Here is a 21,270-nt window from a genome sequence, read left to right as displayed (position 1 = left end):
CCCGGTGCAAACTGAAAAAGGTGAGGTTGAGGATTTTGTAAATGCCTGTCCTGCTGTCTCAATTCTGAAACTCCTCTTCGGCAGCGATTTGCCCCACAGGGGCGCTGCTTCGTCCTCGAAAAGGACCAGGCACACAAGAGCGCCTGCTGCATGTTTGATGTTGAATATGTTCAACATATGGTGAGCTTTCTCACACCCCTTTTTTGCAGCATCAATTCTTGCAATCTGTCGAAAAATGTCATTTGCAGCTCATTTGGACTATCCATTCCGTTTGGCACGTTTTGTGCACTTCCTTCCGGTTGGTGGCAATAGCCGTTTTTGCCGAATGGTTCACCAAACGGGCAAGGAAACTCATAAGTGGTGTGACCGGGCATGATGACAAATTTCGTATGGAGGCGTCGGTGACTCAGGCGTGACCTGACATTGGAAAAAGGCGCCGGCCCGAATGGGCGTTATTGCAGATCTGCATGATGGATACCTAAATGAGGAGAGAATCATGAAACATCGGAATACGATAACAATTATTGTTGTCCTTATCGTTGTCTTTGCAGCCGCGGCTACACTATGCGGAATTTTCTCCAGTGGGGGTCCAGGTCGTTATGAATACGAATCTATCCGAGGACGGACAGTAGTTATTTACGGCGAAGGCATTTATAAGGACATGTCGGCCGATGTGGCGGTACAGGGAATTGCGCAGGATTATGTCACGCTTATTGTGGGCATCCCGCTGCTGCTTGTCGCATTCAATTTCGCGCGAAAGAATTCGCTCAGAGGACAGTTTCTTCTCTCGGGCGTACTGGGCTATTTCCTTGTGACTTATCTCTTTTATACCGCGATGGGGATGTACAATGCACTATTTCTGGTCTATGTTTTCTTGCTTGCCGCAACCTTCTTTGCATTTGTGCTGAGCCTGTTTTCCTTTGACATATCCATGGTACAGCAGATTTTCGAGAGCAGCAAAGCAGTCCGTGCTGCAGGTTTTTTTCTGATGCTCGATGCGGTTGCTGTCGGAGTTTTGTGGCTTGGTGTTGTGGTGCCGCCGTTGTTGGAGGGTACAATTGTCCCGGACCAGGCGCAGCATTATACAACCTTGATTGTACAGGGCTTCGACCTGGGGCTTCTCCTGCCGATCTCGTTCGTTGTGGGCATGCTTGCCATAAGAAGAAATCCCTACGGGTATCTGTTTACGACAATATATGTGGTATTCCTCTCGCTAATGATGGCGGCACTCGTTTCGAAGATTCTTTTCATGGCACGCGAGGGCCAGAATGTCCTTCCCGTGATATTTATCATGCCTTCAATATGCGCAATCTCGATATTATTTTCGTTCTTGCTTCTGCGGCAGGCAGAAGCTCCCGCCGTTCAAGAATCGATGCAACGATAAGGAGGCTGATGTATGACTGGAATTTCGCATTTACTATAGATACCCGTCGGCGCATTAGTTGGATTTTTCGCGTCGTTCATTTTCGGCGAGTTTGACTTTCATTGCTGCGGTTGCCGGGGATAGTGATGGCCGAGGGGGTACAGAGAGGGTTCAAGGCAATTCGGGAAATAAAGAAGGAAAATCATATACCTATATTTCATTCGCGGAAGAAGGATTTGCCATTGGCGCGACTCAAAATGAGAGTGGGACATTCATGCCTTTTTTTGGCACGATTGCGATCAGTCTCCTCATGACCGCACTGTTCAATGCATCAAAGGGAAGCATCTTTCTTGCGGCTCTGATGCACTTCCAGCTGATGAACCCCCTCTGGCCCGATGCGCAGCCATATGATACGTATGCATTAACCGCTATCGCTGCAGGGATCATATTGCTCAGGCGCAAAGAGATGTTCTCTGGAAAAAAAGCATTCACTACGGTGGTTATGAATCATCCGACACATAGCCCATAGGGCAAAGGAGGAGAAGATGGAGACCAAAATTTTCTATTTCACCGGCACGGGCAACTGTCTGGCGATCGCCCGCAAACTCAGCACCGCCCTGCCAAGCGCTTCAATCGCATCAATCGCACAAACCAGCGAATCACCTGTCCAGAGCGAAGTCATGGGAATTGTTTCACCAATTTACATGTATGACATGCCGCCTATCGTGATCGATTTTATCAGGAAAATTCAACAGACAGACTATCTATTCTTTATCTATGCCGGCGGGGGTGAGCCCGGTGGGGGACTGCGGAAAGTAAAGAAGCTGTGCAGAAAACAGGGACTTCCCCTCCAGGCACTGTTCAATATCGCCATGCCTTCCAACTACACGCCATTCGGCTATCCCGAAGAGAGTGAGCAGCAATCCCTGTTTATGGCTGCCGATGACAAGGTTGAGGTCATTGCTGAGATGGTTGCCGAAAGGAAACAGCATTTTGATACAAACCCGACCGGTCTCTTCCGCACTATGGTGCATCCGGGCATTCTTTACGCATTGGGTCATTCTCAGATACCGCGCATGGACCGGGGGTTTTCTTCCGATGCATCGTGCAACAGCTGCGGGATCTGCACACGTATTTGTCCGGTAAATAACATTGCTCTGCACGAGGGTAAACCACACTGGCAGGGCCACTGTGAGCAATGCTTTGCCTGCGTGAACTGGTGTCCGCAAACTGCCATCCAATACCGCAACGCAACCACCCAAACGAAACGATATCACCATCCCGATATTGCGCGAAATGACATTCTGAAGTCGTCCCGGTAGCTGTCGGCATATTCGCCGTAAACACGATGGAAAGAGCTACCAAAAACAAGCAGGTTGAGTTGCCGGCAAGAATTACCCTTGACACTTGTTTACTATTTGGCTATATAGCCAAATAAGCAATGCAATTGGGTGCGCGTTACCCGCTCTCAAGCATAATGGGTGCTTTAGTGCAAATAGATTAAAGATTACTTTGTGGCGACGTTTTGGGAGTATAATATCCCGAATCCTCTTTTTCCCGCATTCTGCGAGTTATATTTTTCTTATTGCAGGCAGCGATACGACGGATACTTCGACATTCCTGTAAGTAAAAAGAGAAACGCATGCCACAAAAAGGTAAACTGAAAAAACAACTAGGAGTCATACACGTTTTTGCTATTGCCTCGGGGGCGATGATCAGCTCGGGGCTTTTTGTTCTTCCGGGATTGGCCCATGCCCAGGCAGGTCCGGCGGTAATCTGTTCCTATCTTTTTGCAGGACTTTTGGCTGCGATCGGAACGATGAGTATCGCCGAACTCACCACAGCGATGCCCAAAGCCGGCGGAGATTATTTCTTTATTATGCGGAGTTTCGGCCCGGGAGTCGGTTCCATTACCGGGCTCTTGAGCTGGTTTTCTCTTTCCCTGAAAAGCGCCTTTGCCATTGCCGGGATGACGGCTTTTGTTTCCTATATTTCACCGGATTCCGGAATAATTGTGGGAGCAATTTTATGTGTGCTTTTTACAATGATTAATTTAGCCGGAGTTCATCAGGCGGCGCGGATACAGCTCGGCCTGATGGTGGCAATTTATATCCTGCTGATTCTCTATATTGTAATTGCCCTCCCGCGCATGCAACCTGAGCGGCTTCAGCCCTTTGTCCCCCATGGCTGGGGCAAGGTATTTATGACAACCGGATTTGTCTTTATTGCCTACGGAGGGCTGCTCAAAGTTGCGGGAATTGCCGAGGAAACCCGCGATCCGGGCCGGTCAATTACGCTCGGGATGCTTTTTTCTCTGATTACCGTTACTCTTTTTTATACCATCATTGTCTTAGTAACCAGCGCCATTTTACCCTCCGGGAAACTGAATGATTCATTAATGCCGATTTCTCATGGAGGCCGGGTTCTGATGGGAGAGAAGGGTTTTATCGCTATGAGCCTGACGGCTGTACTGGCATTTATTTCAACGGCAAATGCCGGGATTATGTCGGCTTCACGGTACCTGCTGGCTTTAAGTAGAGATAATCTCTTACCCCGAAACTTTTCCCGGATAAATAATAAATTTGGAACACCCCACATCGCAATCATAACGACCGGTGCAGTTATTCTCATTAGTTTATTTTTGCCCCTCAAAATACTGGTTGAAGCGGCTTCGACAGTATTGATACTCACCTTTGTTATGTCCTGCTTTTCGGTTATCATACTCCGGCAGAGCGGCATTCATAATTACCGGCCCCAATATCAGGCCCCCCTCTATCCCTGGCTCCAGATCACCGGTATAATTGGATTTGGATTTTTGCTTTTTGAGATGGGGTGGCATGCCTATCTTATAAGTGTTATCCTGATTTTAAGCGGGTTTCTGATTTACTGGTTTTACGGCCGGAAATTTGTCGAACAGGAATATGCACTACTCCACATACTCCAGAATCTGACCGACAGGACCCTGGTCACCGGCTCATTGGAAGAAGAGTTGAAAGAGATTATCCGAGAGCGGGACCACATAGAAATGGACAGGGTGGACTGTCTCATCGAAAGAGCGCACGTGCTTGACATAAAAGAGCATATGGCCAAGAATGAATTTTTCAGGAAGGCATCAAAGAGGCTCGCTCCGCACCTTGATATTACAGAAGACAAGCTGGCCGAACTATTATTACAGCGGGAAAAGGAAAACAGTACTGTATTAAATCCTTCGCTGGCCGTACCGCATATCGTTATACCGGGAGAAAAAAAATTTCAGCTCCTTTTGGCGCGGGCCCGGAAGGGAGTTGCGTTCACAAAGGAAGAACAACATATAACGTCAATTTTTACTATTATCGGGACCCCTGATGAAAGAAATTTTTATTTACGGGTCCTGGCGGCTATTGTTGAAGTATTCCAGGCAAAGGATTTTGATAAGCGATGGATGACCGCTGATACCGAACAGGGGTTACGGGATATACTGCTTCTGTCCGAACGGAACCGTAACAAAAAAGGAAAATGCAGCTGAATTAATAAGAAAAAAACAAATAAAACCACCAAAATATATCCACAAGCATACTGAAAATCTTCAAGAGCTTACGCAAAAATCATAAAAGCTTTGAATAAAAACCTCATAAGCTTTCAGAAAATCGATAATAGCTTATGGAAAATGCTCAAAAGCTTACAAAAAAGCATAAAAAGCTTTAAAAAACCAGTAAAAAACCGAAAAAAAGATAGAGTAGGAGATAAGGGTCGGCGCTTTGCCTGCGGTTTCATTCAGATTCCACCTTGCGATAGACACCCTTGCCGTCCGGCTAACACTTCCCCCCTGTCGGGTGTGAAGTGGATAAAGAGGCAATCACCTCCGCTCCACCACGTTGGTGCGCCCTGCCGGGCGCACCAAAAAAAACCGCGGCCCAAACGGGCCGCGGTTGCATCTCATTCTGAAATAAACAAATCCTTTTATTGTTCGTGCATATGATCCGGTGTCTGACCGATGTTGACATATGTTATCGATGCATCGTCGATATTGGTGTTGCCGGCACCATAGGAATATATGCCATGCATCAGTGTGTTACTGATTGTGCAGTTGGATACATGCACGGTGGCCTCATCGACATTGATTGCAACCGTTGCCGAGTCGAACGCACAATATTTCACCGATGAATTCGCGTTTGCATTGTCGGTGAATTTCAGGCCATAGAGGCTGTGCAGATAGCTGTTGGCGTCTCCATTGCCCCAGTATTTTCCGTCCACATAATTCGAGAAACGGATGCTGTCGGTGGCGGTGCCCTCGGCGATGAGCGTACCGTTGTTGACCGACAGCGACATCTCATCCAGAAATTTAAATTTTGCACCCGGCTCGATTGTTATCACGACCCCGTTCGTGTTGTTAATGACCGCATAATCTCTGAAAACATAGGGCACATCCAGCTTTTTCCATACGCCGGTTTCGCTAACCTCCTCGCCTTCCACAGCGACCGCATCAACCGCATTGCCGCTGAACCCGCTGGTTCCCGACATCCGATACAGATATGTCGCGTCGATATACAGCGGGAAAAACGTTGCGGTTTTGCCGTTTTCCACGAATGAATTATTCAGAAAGGAGGCTGAATCTTTCGGCCCGCAATTATCGAAATAAATGCCCGCGTATGCGCATTTGGTAAAATTGCAATGCGATATGCTTATCCCATCTGCTTTGGAATACACGCCTGCGGTTGCTGAATCGAAAACACAGTACTTAAGTGAAGAGTTGGTGTTGGCGTTATCGGTAAATCGAATGCCGTAGCGGGAATACCAGTACGAATTGTCGTCGCCGCTGCCCCAGTATTTACCGCCTTCAAAGTTGGTGAATACGATGCTGTCGGCGCTTTCACCCTCTGCAATGAATGTTCCGTAGTTGACCGCAAGGTATGTTTCTCCCAGAAAAGCAAATTTCGCTCCCGGGCGAATAGTGATGGTTACCCCGTTCGAATTGTTGATCGTTGCATAATCACGAAACACATAGGGGACATCAAGTTTTTTCCAGCTTCCCGTCTCCGTTATCTCCTCGCCTTCCACGGCGACCGCGTCATTGGCATTCGTGTTGAAAACGGCGGTGCCGGAAAGACGCGACAGAAAGGTAGCGTCGATATACATCGGAAAATACGAAGCGGTTTTGCCGACTCCGGTAAACGAATTGTTCAGAAACGAAGCCGAATCCTTCGGCCCGCATGATTCGAAAAAAATGCCGGCATATGCATTGTTGGAAAAAGTGGCATGCGAAATCGTTATACCGTCTTTTTCTACATAGAGGCCTACCGTTGCCGAGTCAAACGTGCAGTGTTTGATTGAGGTGTTGCTGTTGGCATTGTCGCTAATAACAACGCCATAGCGTGAATACCAGTAGGAGTCGTCTTCGCCCCGGCCCCAGTATTTTCCGGGCGCGTAATTCGTGAATACCACATTAGCGGTTTCGCTGCCTTCAATGGTCAGCGTGCCGTTGTCAATATCAATGGAAACATTTTCATCCACCAGCAATTTCGCGCCTTCCCGTATAATCAGCTCTCCGTCAACATCGATATCATCCAGCACTTCAATGACGGTGTTGGCGCCGAATGTAACCGTACATCCTGAGGGTATCGTCAGATTTTCGGCAATTTTGTATGATACCGATGTGCAGTCGTAAACCGACGGACATTCCGGAGATTCAATTGCTATCGTATTGTCTACCACCCACACCGTTCGCAGGGCACTGGCGGTTTTGCCGTCACTGTCGGCAACCGAATAGGTAATCGTATATTTGCCGGCCGTCGACGTGTCGACCGAACCGCTTGTTACAATTGCTGACGTCAAATCGCCGTCTTCCGCATCGCTGGCGGTTGCGCCGGAGTCAATATAACTATGGCCGATACCGATAGAGTCGACCTGTTTGCCTTTCAGCGTAATAACCGGGGCCTCATTTTCATCCGCCGGATCGAGCACCCCGCATGCGGAGAAAAACAGGCAAAGCCCCGCCGCGACCAGCATGAGCAAAGATGACATGGTCTTGCGTGCTGAAGTCATACAGACCTCCTTGGTATGTGTGTTGTGTTAAGTATAAATGGTCGAGTAACGTATCTGGCGCATCCCGCATTATGGAGTAATATATAACGATTTAGTATGCCCATACAATGCTTTTTGAAAAAAAAATGAAACCGTCAATGCATTAAAATGAGGCTTGACTCAACGCTGTTCCTATTAAGGGCGCTTTCGTGGTGCTGGTTAACGCAGTAATTTTGTTCGAATGTGGCGTTCACCCTAATCTATCATCAAGCGGCCAAGCGGTTGCGATCGTGCGATACATGTTGTTTTATAAACATACCCTATCCGGGTAACCAGCCCCGGAAACGAAAGGGTGGTTATCCATAATATCTATCGGTATATGCACACCCACATGAAATATTCGCCAAACATGGCACATTAACGTATTTTTATTAACGATTACATGTATTTACCATGAAAATAATTTTCACTATGAAAAGAAAAATGAAATTAACTCGTAAATTGTCTGTGACAGCTACATCTATTATTGGCATTATGAATATCCTGATGAGTATCGCTACAGCTCAACAACTGACGCATGAGTGCTTGTACATTGGAAACGATTATCCCAGTACTGATCATATTAACGTACCGCACAATGTAGCTGATTTATTCGTGGCATCAGATGGTACGGCTTTCACAAATGTTGGATGGGAAGAAAGTGGTTCTAACGTGAGCATTATTAACTCGGATGGCACTATGACATCTCGCTGTTGGGTAGGAAACCGTGGCGGTGGCAATGCCGTTACCGCGAACAGTGATTATATTTATTTTGCCGGCAACAATCATCGCACAGGGAACCAGGGTGTTGACAGGCGTGACAGGTCCGACCCCAACAATACAAACTTAAACGTGCATGTTGATTGTGGTGATCGTGTATATGGATTGGCTGTAAATTCCACCAGGGTATATGCTTCTGTAAAGTCCCTTAACACGATCAAAGTGTATGACCTGAGCTTACATGGCAAATCAGCCGAAAACATTTCCGTAACCAGCCCCGAAGATCTGTATTTTGACGGCGAAGGCACGTTATGGGTACTGCAACCTTCAACGAACAACGTGCTCCGGTACGATGTGTCAAGTAAAAGCAAAGTGGACGAAATCAGCCTGGCGTCAGGTATAGTCCCAACAGACATAGCCATATATGGCACTAAATTATATGTAACTGATGTTGGTGCCGATTATAATGTGAAAATTTATAAAGACATCACCACTTCCCCTGCCTATGACGGCACGTTCGGCAATACCGGTGGAATATATTCCGGAACCCGGGGGGAATATGCCGCTAAAAAACTCGATAACCCGCACGGCATAGGATTCGACAGTACCGGCAACATGTATATAGCGAATCGGCCCGGGCATGAAGGCAGTTCCCTGTTTCAAAAATATAATTCTTCAGGGAACCTGTTGTGGGATTTGAAATGTCTGATATGGATTGAGGCTGTATCCCCCGATCCCAGGAATGAAAATGTCTGGTATGGTTCGGAAGAAATTATGGAATTTGATTTTTCCACAGGAGACTGGTCATATATAGCAAGTACCATCGATGAATTTACATACCCCGACGATCCACGTGGCGGACACCCCGGGGCCACATGGTTACGTATGCTTTCCAATCAACTGTTTATGTTCGTGGGTGTAATGAATGGAACTGAAATAGACATATTCCGGTATGATGGGTATATCGCTGTACCCGCCGGATATGTTACAGAAAGTGAAATATGGTATGATAGCGATGGTGACGGCCATATCGATACCGGGGAAAAAACATCGCAAAGCACGGGTACCACTCGTGGATTTTATGTAGATAGCAACGGCGATATCTGGCAGGCAAGTCAGACAGATGGCATCTTCAAGTACCCTTTGCAGAGAATAGATGCCAATGGGGTACCGGAATATAACCTCACGAGTCGGGTTGAATATGGTATGCCTTCTCATTTCAATGAATTAAGGAGAATCAAGTTTTACCCGGAACAAAATAACCTCATGGTGTTAAGTGGATTCAACAGCACCTATCCCAAATTAACAGGATGGCACTTCAAGAGAGCAGGCAGAATTTTTAGCGGGTTTGAAAACTGGAGTGGAACATTTAGCACGCCGGACTGGGAAATTGTTCCTCCGTTGGATGATGCTCCCCGCGCAGGCGATGGAAATATACAGGGGATGGAAGTACTGGATGGATATGTTTTTCTGGCACCTTGCGGGAATGAAGGGAATATTTCCTACAGCCGAGGTCATCTCATGGTATATAAAACCGATGGAACCGACGTGGGCTATATGGAACCCACTGCCGAAATGGGTACCATTGGTTGGTTGGACATTACGGAACCCATCACCGTAAGCAAATTGTCTAATGGAGAGTACTTGATTGCTATTGAAGATGATTGGCGCAGCAAAAACCTTTTCTATAAATGGTGCCCGAACGATAACTGTAGTCCGGTTGTGTCCCAAACTCCGTACCAGGGCGCCAACAGGGCTAATCCATCACCGGCTTTTTCGTTTCATTTCCGCAATGGAAAACTCACGATACACTTTTCAGAACGGGTTAACGATGAAATCGAGATTATAATCCTGGATGCATGTGGAAAACAGGTCCGGAAATTAAATCGACCTGTTTCCGGTAAATCAGGAGCATGGGATTTGAGAGACAACCGTAATTCACCGGTTCCTTCAGGCATGTACTTCATACAAGCCGGTGATGGCGCATACAATGATCAGCCGGGTCATAAAAAATGTCTGATGATCTGGTAAATAACCTTCCGGTCTTGTTGAACCGTGATGTCGCGTGGGGGTAAACGAGAGTATCTGACGGTTTACGGCGCACTTCGGGATATTTCTCAGCAATCCCTGTCAGATCACCAACCCTTTTCGCATACCCATCTTTTGCATTATTGCTATACCCCGCAGCGGATGAGTATCTTTTATTGCGGGTTGGACGCACCGTACGTGCGTATTTCCTGCCTGATAATTGAACACCCGGGCCCAACTGACACGTTCCCCCTCACCTGACACGATCTCGTGTGATTACGGAACCCCCGGAACGGCCGCTTCTTTTCTGCCGAAAGGATTCTCCGTTTGAAAATGTCATATCCCTCCGTTGCGCCGCGTGCACCGGAAATATCGTTCGATAAAGCGCCTGCGCATGATACCTGCCGGCCGGAATTTCCAGCGTTCTCATTAAAGAAATTTTTCCGCCGCTTTTTATTTAAATCATTGCTGCAGGCACGCGCCCGTCGCCTTGCACCGAAAATCATTGACTCACTGCATGAATGCTCAAGCATGCTTGACCTTGGCTGCGGCGATATGATCCTTACCGAATTCTTGCAACACCACTCACCCCTGCAGGTGACTGCTGTCGACACGGTCGATACCAATCTGTCCTCGATGCCGGTGATTTTGTATGACGGCAATCGGATACCCTTTCCGGAAAACACGTTCGATGCAACCGTCGTTGCGTATATGCTGCATCATTGCAATAACATTGAAGCTATCCTGCACGAAATCAAGCGAGTTACCTGTAGAAAAATCATTGTTATGGAAGAAGTTTTTGAAAGTAAATTCGCCGAAAAAGTTTTGCACCTGCACGATAACGGAAACAAGTTCCTGTCAACCAAGATGAAAATCCCCCTGAATTTCATGAAAATTCAGCAGTGGCACGAAACGTTCAATGCCCTTGATTTGAAAGTAGAACAGTGCACGAGAATATATCAATATCCCTGGGTGAATATTACGCATCAGGTGTTATTTGAACTAAGGGTGTAGACTGATTGCGGGCGGGTTGCCGCCCTTACCGGTTGTTTCCCCTCCCCCACTGCACCGAAAGCTCAGTCGATTATATATTTTTCCGGGCTGCTTCTATAGTAATAATGCCACTATTACAAAGGACATGCTGTGGTATGGACAATACTTACTCTTCTGGCCTTTACCTTCGGAGGTTTCAGCGGCTCGAAATGCGCCGGATGGGTCGGGGGCATTGCCGCCAACAGGTGGAGGATCACGCTTTCGTTACCGATCATGGTTATCATATCGATGCTGACGGGTGCGCCGTTCTGGTTTCCCACTGCGTGGCTCTTTTTTCTCGGCGGTATACTCCATATCGGTATAGGTGATACGTTTCTGTATATCGGCTATAATCGAATCGGGCCGCGGCTGACTATGCTTATTGCGTTGTGCAGCAGTCCGATACTGTCCTGGTGCATAGAATGGATATTCCTGCACAGCAGCCCGGATGTAATGGAGCTGGTTGCGGCGGGCGTTGTCGTGTTCGGGGTGATAATCGCACTGGCCCCTGCAGAGAAAAAACAGTTCACTGCACGGCAATGGCATTCCGGTATTGTGGTTTCGCTTCTGGCCGGGACATTTATGTCGGTAAGTGCGGTACTCACGCGTTATGCCATGCACCATACCCATGAGCAGGGGATAGAAATTCCGCTTATCGTAACAGCGCTCTACAGGGTGGCGGGCGGTACGGCGCTGCTGCTCCTTGCCGGTGCAACGGTATTCAAAAAACCCTGGAGCATCCCGCGGCAGCACAGCGCCCGGTTCGGCGCGTGGCTTGCCGCAAGTGTTGTTATCGGACCGGTACTGGGAATGACAGCCTACCATGAAGCATTAAACCGGCAGCCCTCGGCGGTCGTGCAGGCCATACTGAGCATGATGCCTGTTGTGGTAGTTCCGCTTGCATGGATAGTCAACAAGGACCGCCCAAGCATACGGGCACTCGCCGGTGCCCTGATAAGCGTAAGCGCATGCATAGCCCTTGTGCTGATGTGATTCGCTTTAAGCCAAGCTCTTCAACGCCGATCATTATCGTGCTGCGTAGGTTAGCAGTTTCTGCTGCGATTCCGCATCTAATCCTAAATTGTCAACGGTGCGCTCGATCTCTTCGATACCGGCGTGTCTCCCGAGATAGCCGTTTACCTTTGCCGCGGCAGTTGAATTGATAAAGCCCAGGGAGTCGGGGTACATACGCTCGAACTGTTTCATAAATGAGGAATGCGAGCGAAGCGTGTGCTTTTGATGGTATGCTTCGGCAAGATAGAAATGGGTGAACGGCTTTATTTCAGTTTCAACCTTTCCCCGCACCGCGGCAATACTGTCTGCTGTCGTCTCTATGATCTCTTTTTGCAGGGCATCATGATAAAAAGCGATCGCTTTATATTGCTGCGAGGCCGTATAGGCCGCAGGGTTATGTTCTTCCCAGAATATCCGGATCAGCTCTCCGAAAGATATCACGGAAGAATCAAAATCGATCTGGATTGACTCGGTATGATCGCCGATCGAGCGGTATGTGGGATTCTCTTTCAACCCTCCGGCATAGCCGACTCGTGTCCGATAAACACCGTTGATACTCCCGAACCGGGAGTCGGGACCCCAGAATCACCCCAGGGCGAACGTCGCTGTTTGAAGATTTTCCGGGATTGCGACATCGATCGCCGGCAGTGAGGTATTCGAATGTTCCGATGTCAGATAAGAATTCATGGAATCTCCCGTATCATAGCATAAAACAAAGGAAAAGAGAAAAGGAAAGAAAATCAACGATTTCATTATATCCTCCTTACACACGGTTTTTCAGTAAATTTACGCTTTTTGGGGAGGTTTATTGCGCATTAATCCGCTTTTTCAACTTGTTGCCAATCATTTTCAGGGAAAGACTGCAACAGTTTGAATTATTCGTACTTTCGTTCTATTTTAATTCTACTGGGAGTATTCAGGCACGGCTATAAATGTGAAAGCGATAATGCATGGTCCGGTTTTCAGCTCTTTGCGCATTACTTATACTCTTGTTTCCCAGGATGGGATCAGCGTATGAACGAAGTTTTTTCACGATCCCCCATGTAACCACGCTTCGACCACTAAAAGATCTCGAATTCTCAATAGGCCATGTCTTTCAGGGCGACCTGCGTGATAAGCCGATCCGGAACATATTCGGTCTCAGGCAAGGAGCGCTGGTCAATCTGAAGCTCCGATGGGTTCCGTATAAAACCGCCGCTGTGATAACCGAAGTCCTCACACGGGAACGGGAATATCTTGTTGGTGCAACATACACGTTTCTTTTCTCTTCGCTAAGCACTTCGGTAACGCCATCCGCACACTACGCCACATTTGCCGATGATCCGTTCGAGATATCCGGCGATGAGCAGCGAAAGCACCTGATGATCGTTTCTCTGACGGCACAGCAGTCGCTTCTTGCACACCATCTCGACCTTGGTATTCATGCAACCTGGAACAGCAATCGGAACATGCTCGGTGGAGGCTGTGCGCTTTTTTATCAGCCAATCAGATTTCTTCGATTGACAGCCGAGATATACCCCGGGTTTCATCATGATCTCATCGACAACGCCACACTCCTGGGAGGGGCGTATCTGATCACTCACGGTCATCAATTCCACTTTTTTATCAGCAACAACACGGATCTCTCGCTCCGGAAACTGCCCTTTCTGAGTGGGGGTGATGACGGGCTTTATATCGGATTCATCATAAAGCGAAAGTTACATCTTGACCGCATTGCCAAACGAAACAAGGAGGATTACCATGCACGATAAACAGCTCCCCCGGAGAACATTTCTCCGCAACTCCGGCGCAGCACTTTTAGTAACCGGTTCGGTGGGCTTTTTTGCCGGATGCACCAATGGCGATGACGATTCAAATCCGGCCGGTGGCTCATCGGCAGGCATCGATATCAGCGAACAGCAGTATCAGGCATTGCAGACTGTTGGAAATGGAGTCGTCACCACGTATAATGACCGGGAAATTGCGCTGTACAGAAAATCGGAAAGCGAAATTGTTGCGCTCAGCGCCGTGTGCACACACCAGGGATGTATCGTTGAATCGCCCGCCAATGGAACGATTGATTGCCTGTGCCACGGCTCGCAATTCAACGCAGAAACCGGTGCGGTCATACAAGGACCGGCAAGTACTTCGTTGCAGCAGTACACTGCGACTTTGACCGGAAATCAATTAGTTATCGATTTGAACTGAGCTTGAAATCGACAAGAGATAGCCGGCGAAGCCACCGGCAGCGGTAAGAGAGATGACCGATACCAATCAGTTGTGAATGACGGTAAAAGGGTGCAGAGAATATGCCTTCGAAGAGAGTGTGATACAGTAACATCCCGAAGGAAGCGACAAGTTGTTCATGTCAATTGGTGGTTGTGAATTGTGAATTTTCGATTCATAGACAACTTTGCCGGATAAGGTCACGATTTTCAGGGATTCACCTGCCGGGATACCGGCAAAGCTGATGTGCTTTTTGTCGACACGGATTCCCGGCTGTTCGGTAACATGTCGAATCGATCGAGCCGCAACCGGCAGGCTTTCCTGTCTGGGCACATAATATTGCTGTTCTTGTCCGGTGCGGAAAGTAGCGGCGGGGATGCTGTCGTTGTTAAAAAGGTTGCAGTAGGCGATATTTCGAGAATAAGCATAACGCGCTTCGATTGGGTCGGCTACATCACTGTGCGAGACCACAACCTGTGTGTCATTTTCAATCTGTGCATCGGCCCATTGCCAGATACTGTCCTGCCCACGAATTATGAACCCCTGCAGCGTTGGTATCTGTGCTGCGGCCAGTCCGCTTTTGGCATGCTTGAAATAGATTCGGATCGATGAGCCCTCAATGGAGTAGCCGTCGTACCGTGGCCCGGTATAATCGGTGTAAAGATCGGTTTTCCCATACACAGCGCCCAGCGCGCCCCGGGCAGCACGCATGGCATTGCCCTTTTTGTTCCTGGGGTGAGAGCCTTCGCTCAAATCGGCAGAACTTGCCATGAGGGTCCGGGGAAATTTCTCGATCATGGTGTAGTCGTGCGTCTGGTCGCCCGAATAAAACCAGTAACCCGATATGACCGAATCAATAGAGCTGTCGATGCTGGTTGGCAAGGTTTGACTGACAACTTTACCGAATGAATGTGGCCATTCATTGCCGGTCGGGACATGAAATGACGGGCCGCCGCCGTTGGGTTTCTGGTTGTATACAAACCAGAGATCGTCCTGCTCAAAATGCATTTGCCATCCGTAAACAATCGCGCCCATGATCGGAAACATCTGTTTTGTCGAATATCCCGGACCACCTTCGCCCTGCTGAAGAACCATATTGTTGTCGATTACCGCCGGAAGACCTATGGCTGCATAGAGCGTCTGAATAACAGCGAAAACCGGAATAAGCACAAAAAAAGAGGCAAATTTTTGCATTGATCGATCCTTTCGGGCGGGAAATAAACCTTCTCCTCATTATAATGTAACGAAGATTTACCTGATAATCGAAGAAAATGTTTTTAACGAAATCAATGGTTGTTGCAATAAATTGCCGTAACATCGTGCAAAAATAGTGGATTTTGGCGAGTACATTCGGCATCACTATTCTAAAACGAAAACAGTAGTTGCAGAATGGGTGCCGGTTCATTCTCAGAGAAGCCATCACCAAGCGTTCCGCTGTTTTTTACCGTAACGCCGAGACGCCGAATCCCGGAGTGGCGTCATGGTTCTATTTCCGCTCCGGAGACCACATCGAAGGTTCCTGTAAATGGTATCTTAGTGGACACGTACAACTGCCGGTTTATGCGGTCAAAGACGGCAAAATCACGGGGGCGGATGTTTACGAAGAAGTCATCTCGGTAAACAATGTAGTCCATGTAAAGACCTCATGTGTCTTAGAGGTTCCCAAGACTGTCTCCAACGGTAATAGTGAAAACATACATGTAAATTACTGGGATATACTTCTGGAAAAGAGTATCTACGATGACAGCAGAGTGGCAAAAGGTGATTTTGTTTTCGGTGAAGGACATCCTGTGCAGGCCGGCGATCAGATCGGCTACATGATTCCCCAGGTTGTATTTGGCGATACCACCTACGGTTTGGAGATCATTGTCAGAGACGATGATTCCTATCATCCGGCCCTCAGCCCGGTTCATCAGTACTATTGGGCGATAAACCCGACACTCCTTTTGCAGGACTCCTTGCTGCAAACCTTCACGACCCAATACGGTCGCCTCTATGATCTTGCGGCACAAAAACAAGAAATCTCCTTTCATGTTCAAGGATGGGATCGGGGAACCGGGCACGTATAATCACGCCAATTCGGTCTGGGGGCTCTGGTATAATAAGGTGAGAACCCTCAATGACATCCACATTGGGTATACTTTCAACCTTTCCATGCTCTACCTGCTGAAATCATCGGATACCAACCCGGAGACATATACCGTACCAAGCGGTGTCGATGGCTTATATGTCGAGGACTACAATGAAGCCATGGGGTCACGACCGGATCTGTATGTCTGGCCGGCCGAAGTCTGGAGCAGGCACATTTCGTTCGCGTATATCGACCAAGTCAGCGGAAACGATACCGCCGGGGTAATCAAGTTCACGGTTCCTCCATTGCAGACAACCAAATTCGCGAAGTTCAAAGTGGAAATAGCGAGCCCTGACAGTCTGTCTGTTGACACCCACAAGATCAAATACTTCGATACCCAGGCGGCAGCCGAAGCCGGGTCGGTGTCGGGGAGCATTACCGAAAACTCGCACTACTATGAGTTTCTCCGAAAGCTTCCCGAGCGTCAGTACAGCCTGACCCCCTAATTCCCGGGCCAGCGAATAAATTCCGAAACGCTCAGCATAAAAGCGGCATCATGCATCCGGTAATAGGGCTTTTGATCATAATGCATGAGTACATTTTCCATATTCAGCACAAGTTCACCTGTTTTGAGGGATGCTTGCAATAATATGCTGTTTCGAATCTTAAGCCGGAAATGCAATTCGCCGGCCAAAGTGAAATATTTTGCTGCTATTCCATATTGTTTCCGAACAGATACAGGATATAACAGCTTATGCCTATGGGGAAAAGAATTCTTTTCGGAAATATATGTACATGGCACAGAAAATGAAATCCATTTACGAATACATATTTCAGGATTGAACAGTATCTTGAATTCTCTGAGATCATTTTCCAGGATTGCAGTATCCACTTTTGCCGGGCTGAATTGCTTTGTTGGCGCATAAGAATATTCGGTGCTGAATATATTTTTTCTGCTGTACTGCACAAACGTTTCTTTCACTGCAATACCGCGAATCAGCTTCCCTCGATATAACAGATAATTATACGAAAATTGATGAGGGAAAGCAGGCTTGATGCCGGCTTGAATAACCCCAGTGTTTATTTTTTCTTTCCGACCATGCCAGGTAATGCGGGTATTTATTAAAAAGTTGTCATTGCCCAGACATCCTGGGGCTCTCAATGGATTGCGGTTTTGGTGCAAAGAATATTCGCCGAAGACATAAGGAAGGTAAATACCGTGCACTACTCGTAACCGGTTGTTTACCAGGAGGCCGATTGCAACCGATCGGGAGAGATCGGATGGCTCGTAATCGTAGACTGCAATATCGCTTTCCTTATTGTTTTGATAAGTGGTTTGTTCTTCATAATTATAGCCGTAATGATTGGATAATTCTCCACCAAGGGATAAATTCAACGTACTTCCTGGAGAGTATAAGCACAAATTTATGAGTCCGCGATAGAGTAATTGAGTATGGTTTTTAACCGCTTTGTCTGTTTTTATATAAAATTTTGAGATCGCCGACGTATCGCCGGCAAAATCATGGCGGGATTCTGATTTCGAATAATCGCTGTGATTGAAACCAAGTCCTGTTGTCAGACTGATTGCTGTTGATCTTCTTTTACGTGCAAAGAATAAGGTATGGTATTCAGCAAGGCTTCGTTCCTGACTAAAAGGGCTGTTTATGATTCCATAATAGGAAAATGGGACATTCAGCAAAGTAAGATTATGGATCGTTGTTTTCGCTTCCAGTCGATTATACGAGATGTCAAATGATGAGCTGAGATTGTAATCACGCAAAATATAATCGGAAAGAGGAAATTTATCCATGCTGGAAATAAAAGAGAAAAGCATGCAGAGAGTTATCGCTGCTTTAATAATTACCGCTTTTGCCATCATGGATTACCTGTTGTCACGGTTTGAAACCTGATAATGAACTCTTTACCGAGCATGGCGCCTTTTTTCGATTGTAATGAACTGTCTATTGTAATTTGATAGGTTGTATCGGGTAACAGGGGAGCATGCTCGATTTCAATTCTGCCCTCCTCTATTTCAATGAACGCCAGGGAATCGACGTCGGGCGTGATGCTGAATCCCGCTTGAAGAAGTTCTGCGGTAAGTGAAATTGAAGAATAGAATTCAAAAGGTGCATTCAGCGGAACGTCACCGGCGCCATGGAGCGGCCAGTAATGCGTGAAGAACGAAAGTCTACCGGTTGTGAAATGTAAATGAAATGGAGCTCGGAGATGAGATGAGTCGATAGTCATGGCGCCGGTGTCGATTGTGAGAGTGTACCGGGTTAAGGGAGTAAGGCTGTTCGAAGGAATAATATCTAAAACATTATCTCTCCAGACAAAATTAAGAGGGACCGATGGATTTATTGTTGTATTTTCTTCAACCGATTGCCAATGCATTGCATCGTTAAAGAGAATTGTAATGGGCGATTCGCAAGGAAATGAGTCCTCATTCTGAAAATCAGGATCCATTTGTCTGATGGACATATGGGTTAAAATGCTGTCATACCCGGTTGTGTCGATAGAATATTCTAATAACAGGCTATCATGATACGCGGATTGTGAATTGCCTGAAATTGTCAGATTTACCGCCACTGACAACGTTGAGCAGGAAAGAAGTGCTTCTGTCGGGAAAGAAAATGTGTATACATAGCTGTCCCTTTTAACTGTTTTGATAGTATCCAGGTGTGCAGGGCTGGCTATCGTAACATTGTTAACAAAAGTACCGCTTTTGCTGTGCAGACTTAAAGTAAATTCGGGATATTTTGCAATATATGATGCATTTAGAACGCTCATTGCAGAAGGTTCAATATCCCGGAAATAGTTGCCGCCATACAGCATGTGTATTAGATATACATGATGAAAAGGCTCATCAATCCTTATATATTCATCGCCGTGCCATGTGCCATGCGATGCGACAATGGTATAACCACCGAAAGGGATATCGGTAAAAAGGAACTCGCCGGTGCCGGGATCAGACCAGGTAGAATATACCGTATCGCTTTGCAATACAAGACTTACTTTTGCCCGAATGCTGTCTGGGTATACTGATCCGCCAACAACGGCTTTGTAATCCGACTTAGATATCAAAATGTCGGGATCATTTGTGCAGTTGATTACAATCAAAAACAACAAAGGTAGTATCCAGCACTTGTTCATTCTGTTTCTCCTGATAAAAAGATATATGTCAATAAGATGTTTCGTTTTTAAGAGCATTAAAAAATTTATCGATCGCCTGGTCAAGCGCTACCTCGAAAACGTCCTCGAAATATTCTTTATGAATGCTTATCGTGTCATCCCTGGCGCTCTCATTGCTGTGAATAACCGTGCTTTGATACCAGCGCTTAACATTTGAAACCCCGTATCGTTCTACCAGATAATGTAAAAATGCCCCGGCACGAGAATATTTAGCATAGGAAAAATAAAGATCAGATTCAGTAATATCTTTTTCAATCTCATATTTCAATGAATCAAATAATTTTGTATCGCTTGAGTGCAATTTCAACCAATTTGCATAGAAAGTAAATGCATTCCCATCATTATATACCGATGCCGCTTCTGCTATACCTTCTTCGATAAATCGGGATGTTGAGAGTCCCCATTGCTGAATGGAAACAATATGCGCAATTTCATGACCGTCATCGCCGAGCGTATAGCTTGCTTTTTCGGTTATCTGTTCAACAGTGTTGGCTTTAGCCGATCTCGAATAGAAAGAATCGGTAATAAATACTTCAATGGTTCCATCATAATTGGTTGAAAGATAAGTGTTGACATGCCTTAAAAGGTCCTCTTTCAACATGCCAACCTGCTCTATTACAACAGGAGTAAAGACCTGATCACTGTAATGGATAATAAAATGTTCTGTGCGGTAGGGTGATGGTAAGGGATCCGAGTTGACGATTTCTATATCGCAATTGACAGTCAATAGAAGAACAAAAAGCAGCAGAGGCGCAAATAGTTTGCCCTGGCTTTTCCATTTTATTAATGATCGGAATGCTTCTTGTAGTAAATTCATTGTTTTCTATAATAATAGCGGCTTCATTACATATTAGCAATACGGAGAGAATCAAATAGATCTGATTTACCCGTATAATATACATAATAATAAGTGGATGTCAATAAACAAAAGGGAAATTTTGCATCTTTATGTAGCCCGCAGACTACACAAATATATCAAAAACGCAGCTTTCCAAAGAAAAATGCCCGCTAATAACTGACATCATGGATTCGTTTCGTTTTGAGCTTGTAATGCCGGATACAGGATACAGTATATACCGATGGCTGTTTATCCCGGTTCACACAGGACACGATTCTTTAGGGTGTAGTCTCGATTTTACGCGTTTGGGGTTGAATTAAAAAGGACTTCTCGGATATTTTTAACTTATTGATAATCATGAAGTTAGAAATAAACCCCGGGAAGTCCTATGAATACATATAAAAAAATAATAAATGGCACAGTCAACAAATTTAAACAGGAAATGGTGGAATTTTGTAATGATTTTGATTTTTCGCATCTGATGCCGGAACTGGCTGAGCAGATGTCGCAAAAGCTTAAAGAATCCCTTGCAGAAGCAGGAAAAGCCGGTTACAGCGACTATATTGAGTCTTTTGATTGTGATAAGCCGACTATTTCCAAAGATGGTCATATCATGCGCAAAAAAGGGAAAGTAAGCAAGAGTTATCTGACTTGCTTTGGAGAGATTACTATTCATCGGAGCTTGTATCAGGCGGACAGGGGCGGAAAAAGTTTCGTGCCGCTTGAAGAACACTGGGGAATGCAGGGGCAGTATGCGACTGTTGATGT

19 protein-coding genes are annotated in these 21,270 nt (G+C 46.5%); 12 read left to right on the top strand and 7 right to left on the bottom strand.

Annotated features, from left to right (window positions below):
* The first annotated feature begins 496 nt into the window (after positions 1-496).
* The 4 genes from GF401_05010 (at position 497) to GF401_04995 (ending at position 4,868) form a co-directional block, all read left to right on the top strand.
* The gene (locus tag GF401_05010; GenBank protein ID MBD3344406.1) at positions 497-1,384 is read left to right on the top strand and encodes a hypothetical protein; all 888 of its coding nucleotides are present in this window, start codon (positions 497-499) and stop codon (positions 1,382-1,384) included.
* Positions 1,385-1,442: 58 nt separating this feature from the next.
* On the top strand, positions 1,443-1,892 hold the full coding sequence (locus GF401_05005) for a hypothetical protein (GenBank protein MBD3344405.1): 450 nt from the start codon (positions 1,443-1,445) through the stop codon (positions 1,890-1,892).
* Positions 1,893-1,908: 16 nt separating this feature from the next.
* Entirely contained in the window at positions 1,909-2,685 is a 777-nt protein-coding gene (locus tag GF401_05000) for a hypothetical protein (protein ID MBD3344404.1), read from the top strand.
* A 320-nt stretch (positions 2,686-3,005) separates the two neighbouring features.
* A complete protein-coding gene (locus GF401_04995) occupies positions 3,006-4,868 on the top strand; it encodes an amino acid permease (GenBank protein ID MBD3344403.1) in 1,863 nt (620 codons plus the stop codon).
* Between the two features lie 434 nt (positions 4,869-5,302).
* Here GF401_04995 and GF401_04990 read toward each other — a convergent pair whose 3' ends face one another.
* Positions 5,303-7,384 (bottom strand): DUF5011 domain-containing protein, encoded by a 2,082-nt coding sequence (locus GF401_04990; protein MBD3344402.1) that lies wholly within the window; start codon positions 7,382-7,384, stop codon positions 5,303-5,305.
* A gap of 450 nt (positions 7,385-7,834) precedes the next feature.
* Between GF401_04990 and GF401_04985 the strand changes: the two genes are divergently transcribed.
* The 3 genes from GF401_04985 to GF401_04975 all read left to right on the top strand — a co-directional run bounded on the left by GF401_04985 (position 7,835) and on the right by GF401_04975 (position 12,175).
* Positions 7,835-10,153: a hypothetical protein gene (locus GF401_04985; protein ID MBD3344401.1), complete on the top strand. Its 2,319-nt coding sequence runs from the start codon at positions 7,835-7,837 to the stop codon at positions 10,151-10,153.
* Positions 10,154-10,477: 324 nt separating this feature from the next.
* A complete protein-coding gene (locus GF401_04980) occupies positions 10,478-11,164 on the top strand; it encodes a methyltransferase domain-containing protein (protein MBD3344400.1) in 687 nt (228 codons plus the stop codon).
* Positions 11,165-11,293: 129 nt separating this feature from the next.
* Positions 11,294-12,175, top strand: a complete 882-nt coding sequence (locus tag GF401_04975; protein ID MBD3344399.1) for an EamA family transporter — start codon at positions 11,294-11,296, stop codon at positions 12,173-12,175.
* Positions 12,176-12,208: 33 nt separating this feature from the next.
* On the opposite strand, the gene GF401_04970 is transcribed toward GF401_04975, so the two are convergent.
* A complete protein-coding gene (locus GF401_04970) occupies positions 12,209-12,751 on the bottom strand; it encodes a peptide-methionine (S)-S-oxide reductase (protein ID MBD3344398.1) in 543 nt (180 codons plus the stop codon).
* 30 nt (positions 12,752-12,781) lie between these two features.
* Positions 12,782-12,949, bottom strand: a complete 168-nt coding sequence (locus GF401_04965) for a hypothetical protein (protein ID MBD3344397.1) — start codon at positions 12,947-12,949, stop codon at positions 12,782-12,784.
* A 248-nt stretch (positions 12,950-13,197) separates the two neighbouring features.
* On the opposite strand from GF401_04965, the gene GF401_04960 reads away from it, so the two are divergent.
* Together GF401_04960 and GF401_04955 are read left to right on the top strand one after the other, a co-directional pair.
* Positions 13,198-13,947 (top strand): hypothetical protein, encoded by a 750-nt coding sequence (locus tag GF401_04960; protein MBD3344396.1) that lies wholly within the window; start codon positions 13,198-13,200, stop codon positions 13,945-13,947.
* On the top strand, positions 13,937-14,383 hold the full coding sequence (locus GF401_04955) for a Rieske 2Fe-2S domain-containing protein (protein ID MBD3344395.1): 447 nt from the start codon (positions 13,937-13,939) through the stop codon (positions 14,381-14,383). The genes GF401_04960 and GF401_04955 overlap by 11 nt, the downstream gene beginning before the upstream one ends.
* Positions 14,384-14,449: 66 nt before the next feature.
* Here the strand turns inward: GF401_04955 and GF401_04950 are convergent, their stop codons facing one another.
* The gene (locus GF401_04950; protein ID MBD3344394.1) at positions 14,450-15,595 is read right to left on the bottom strand and encodes a hypothetical protein; all 1,146 of its coding nucleotides are present in this window, start codon (positions 15,593-15,595) and stop codon (positions 14,450-14,452) included.
* 188 nt (positions 15,596-15,783) lie between these two features.
* On the opposite strand from GF401_04950, the gene GF401_04945 reads away from it, so the two are divergent.
* Complete coding sequence (locus GF401_04945) at positions 15,784-16,470, top strand: hypothetical protein (GenBank protein ID MBD3344393.1); 687 nt, start codon at positions 15,784-15,786, stop codon at positions 16,468-16,470.
* Entirely contained in the window at positions 16,433-16,978 is a 546-nt protein-coding gene (locus GF401_04940; protein ID MBD3344392.1) for a hypothetical protein, read from the top strand. Before GF401_04945 ends, GF401_04940 begins: the two co-directional genes overlap by 38 nt.
* Here the strand turns inward: GF401_04940 and GF401_04935 are convergent.
* Genes GF401_04935 through GF401_04925 form a run of 3 tightly spaced genes read right to left on the bottom strand, consistent with a single transcriptional unit; the run spans position 16,975 to position 20,481 of the window.
* On the bottom strand, positions 16,975-18,351 hold the full coding sequence (locus GF401_04935) for a hypothetical protein (GenBank protein ID MBD3344391.1): 1,377 nt from the start codon (positions 18,349-18,351) through the stop codon (positions 16,975-16,977). The genes GF401_04940 and GF401_04935 overlap by 4 nt on opposite strands.
* Positions 18,348-19,682 (bottom strand): hypothetical protein, encoded by a 1,335-nt coding sequence (locus GF401_04930; protein ID MBD3344390.1) that lies wholly within the window; start codon positions 19,680-19,682, stop codon positions 18,348-18,350. Before GF401_04930 ends, GF401_04935 begins: the two co-directional genes overlap by 4 nt.
* Positions 19,654-20,481 (bottom strand): hypothetical protein, encoded by an 828-nt coding sequence (locus GF401_04925; GenBank protein ID MBD3344389.1) that lies wholly within the window; start codon positions 20,479-20,481, stop codon positions 19,654-19,656. The genes GF401_04930 and GF401_04925 overlap by 29 nt, the downstream gene beginning before the upstream one ends.
* 409 nt (positions 20,482-20,890) lie before the next feature.
* Between GF401_04925 and GF401_04920 the strand changes: the two genes are divergently transcribed.
* Positions 20,891-21,270, top strand: a 380-nt coding sequence (locus GF401_04920; protein ID MBD3344388.1) for a hypothetical protein, incomplete at its 3' end; no start/stop codon positions are given.

Source organism: Chitinivibrionales bacterium, from assembly GCA_014728215.1.
GTDB lineage: Bacteria > Fibrobacterota > Chitinivibrionia > Chitinivibrionales > WJKA01 > WJKA01.
This window is presented reverse-complemented; position numbering and strand designations above follow the sequence as displayed.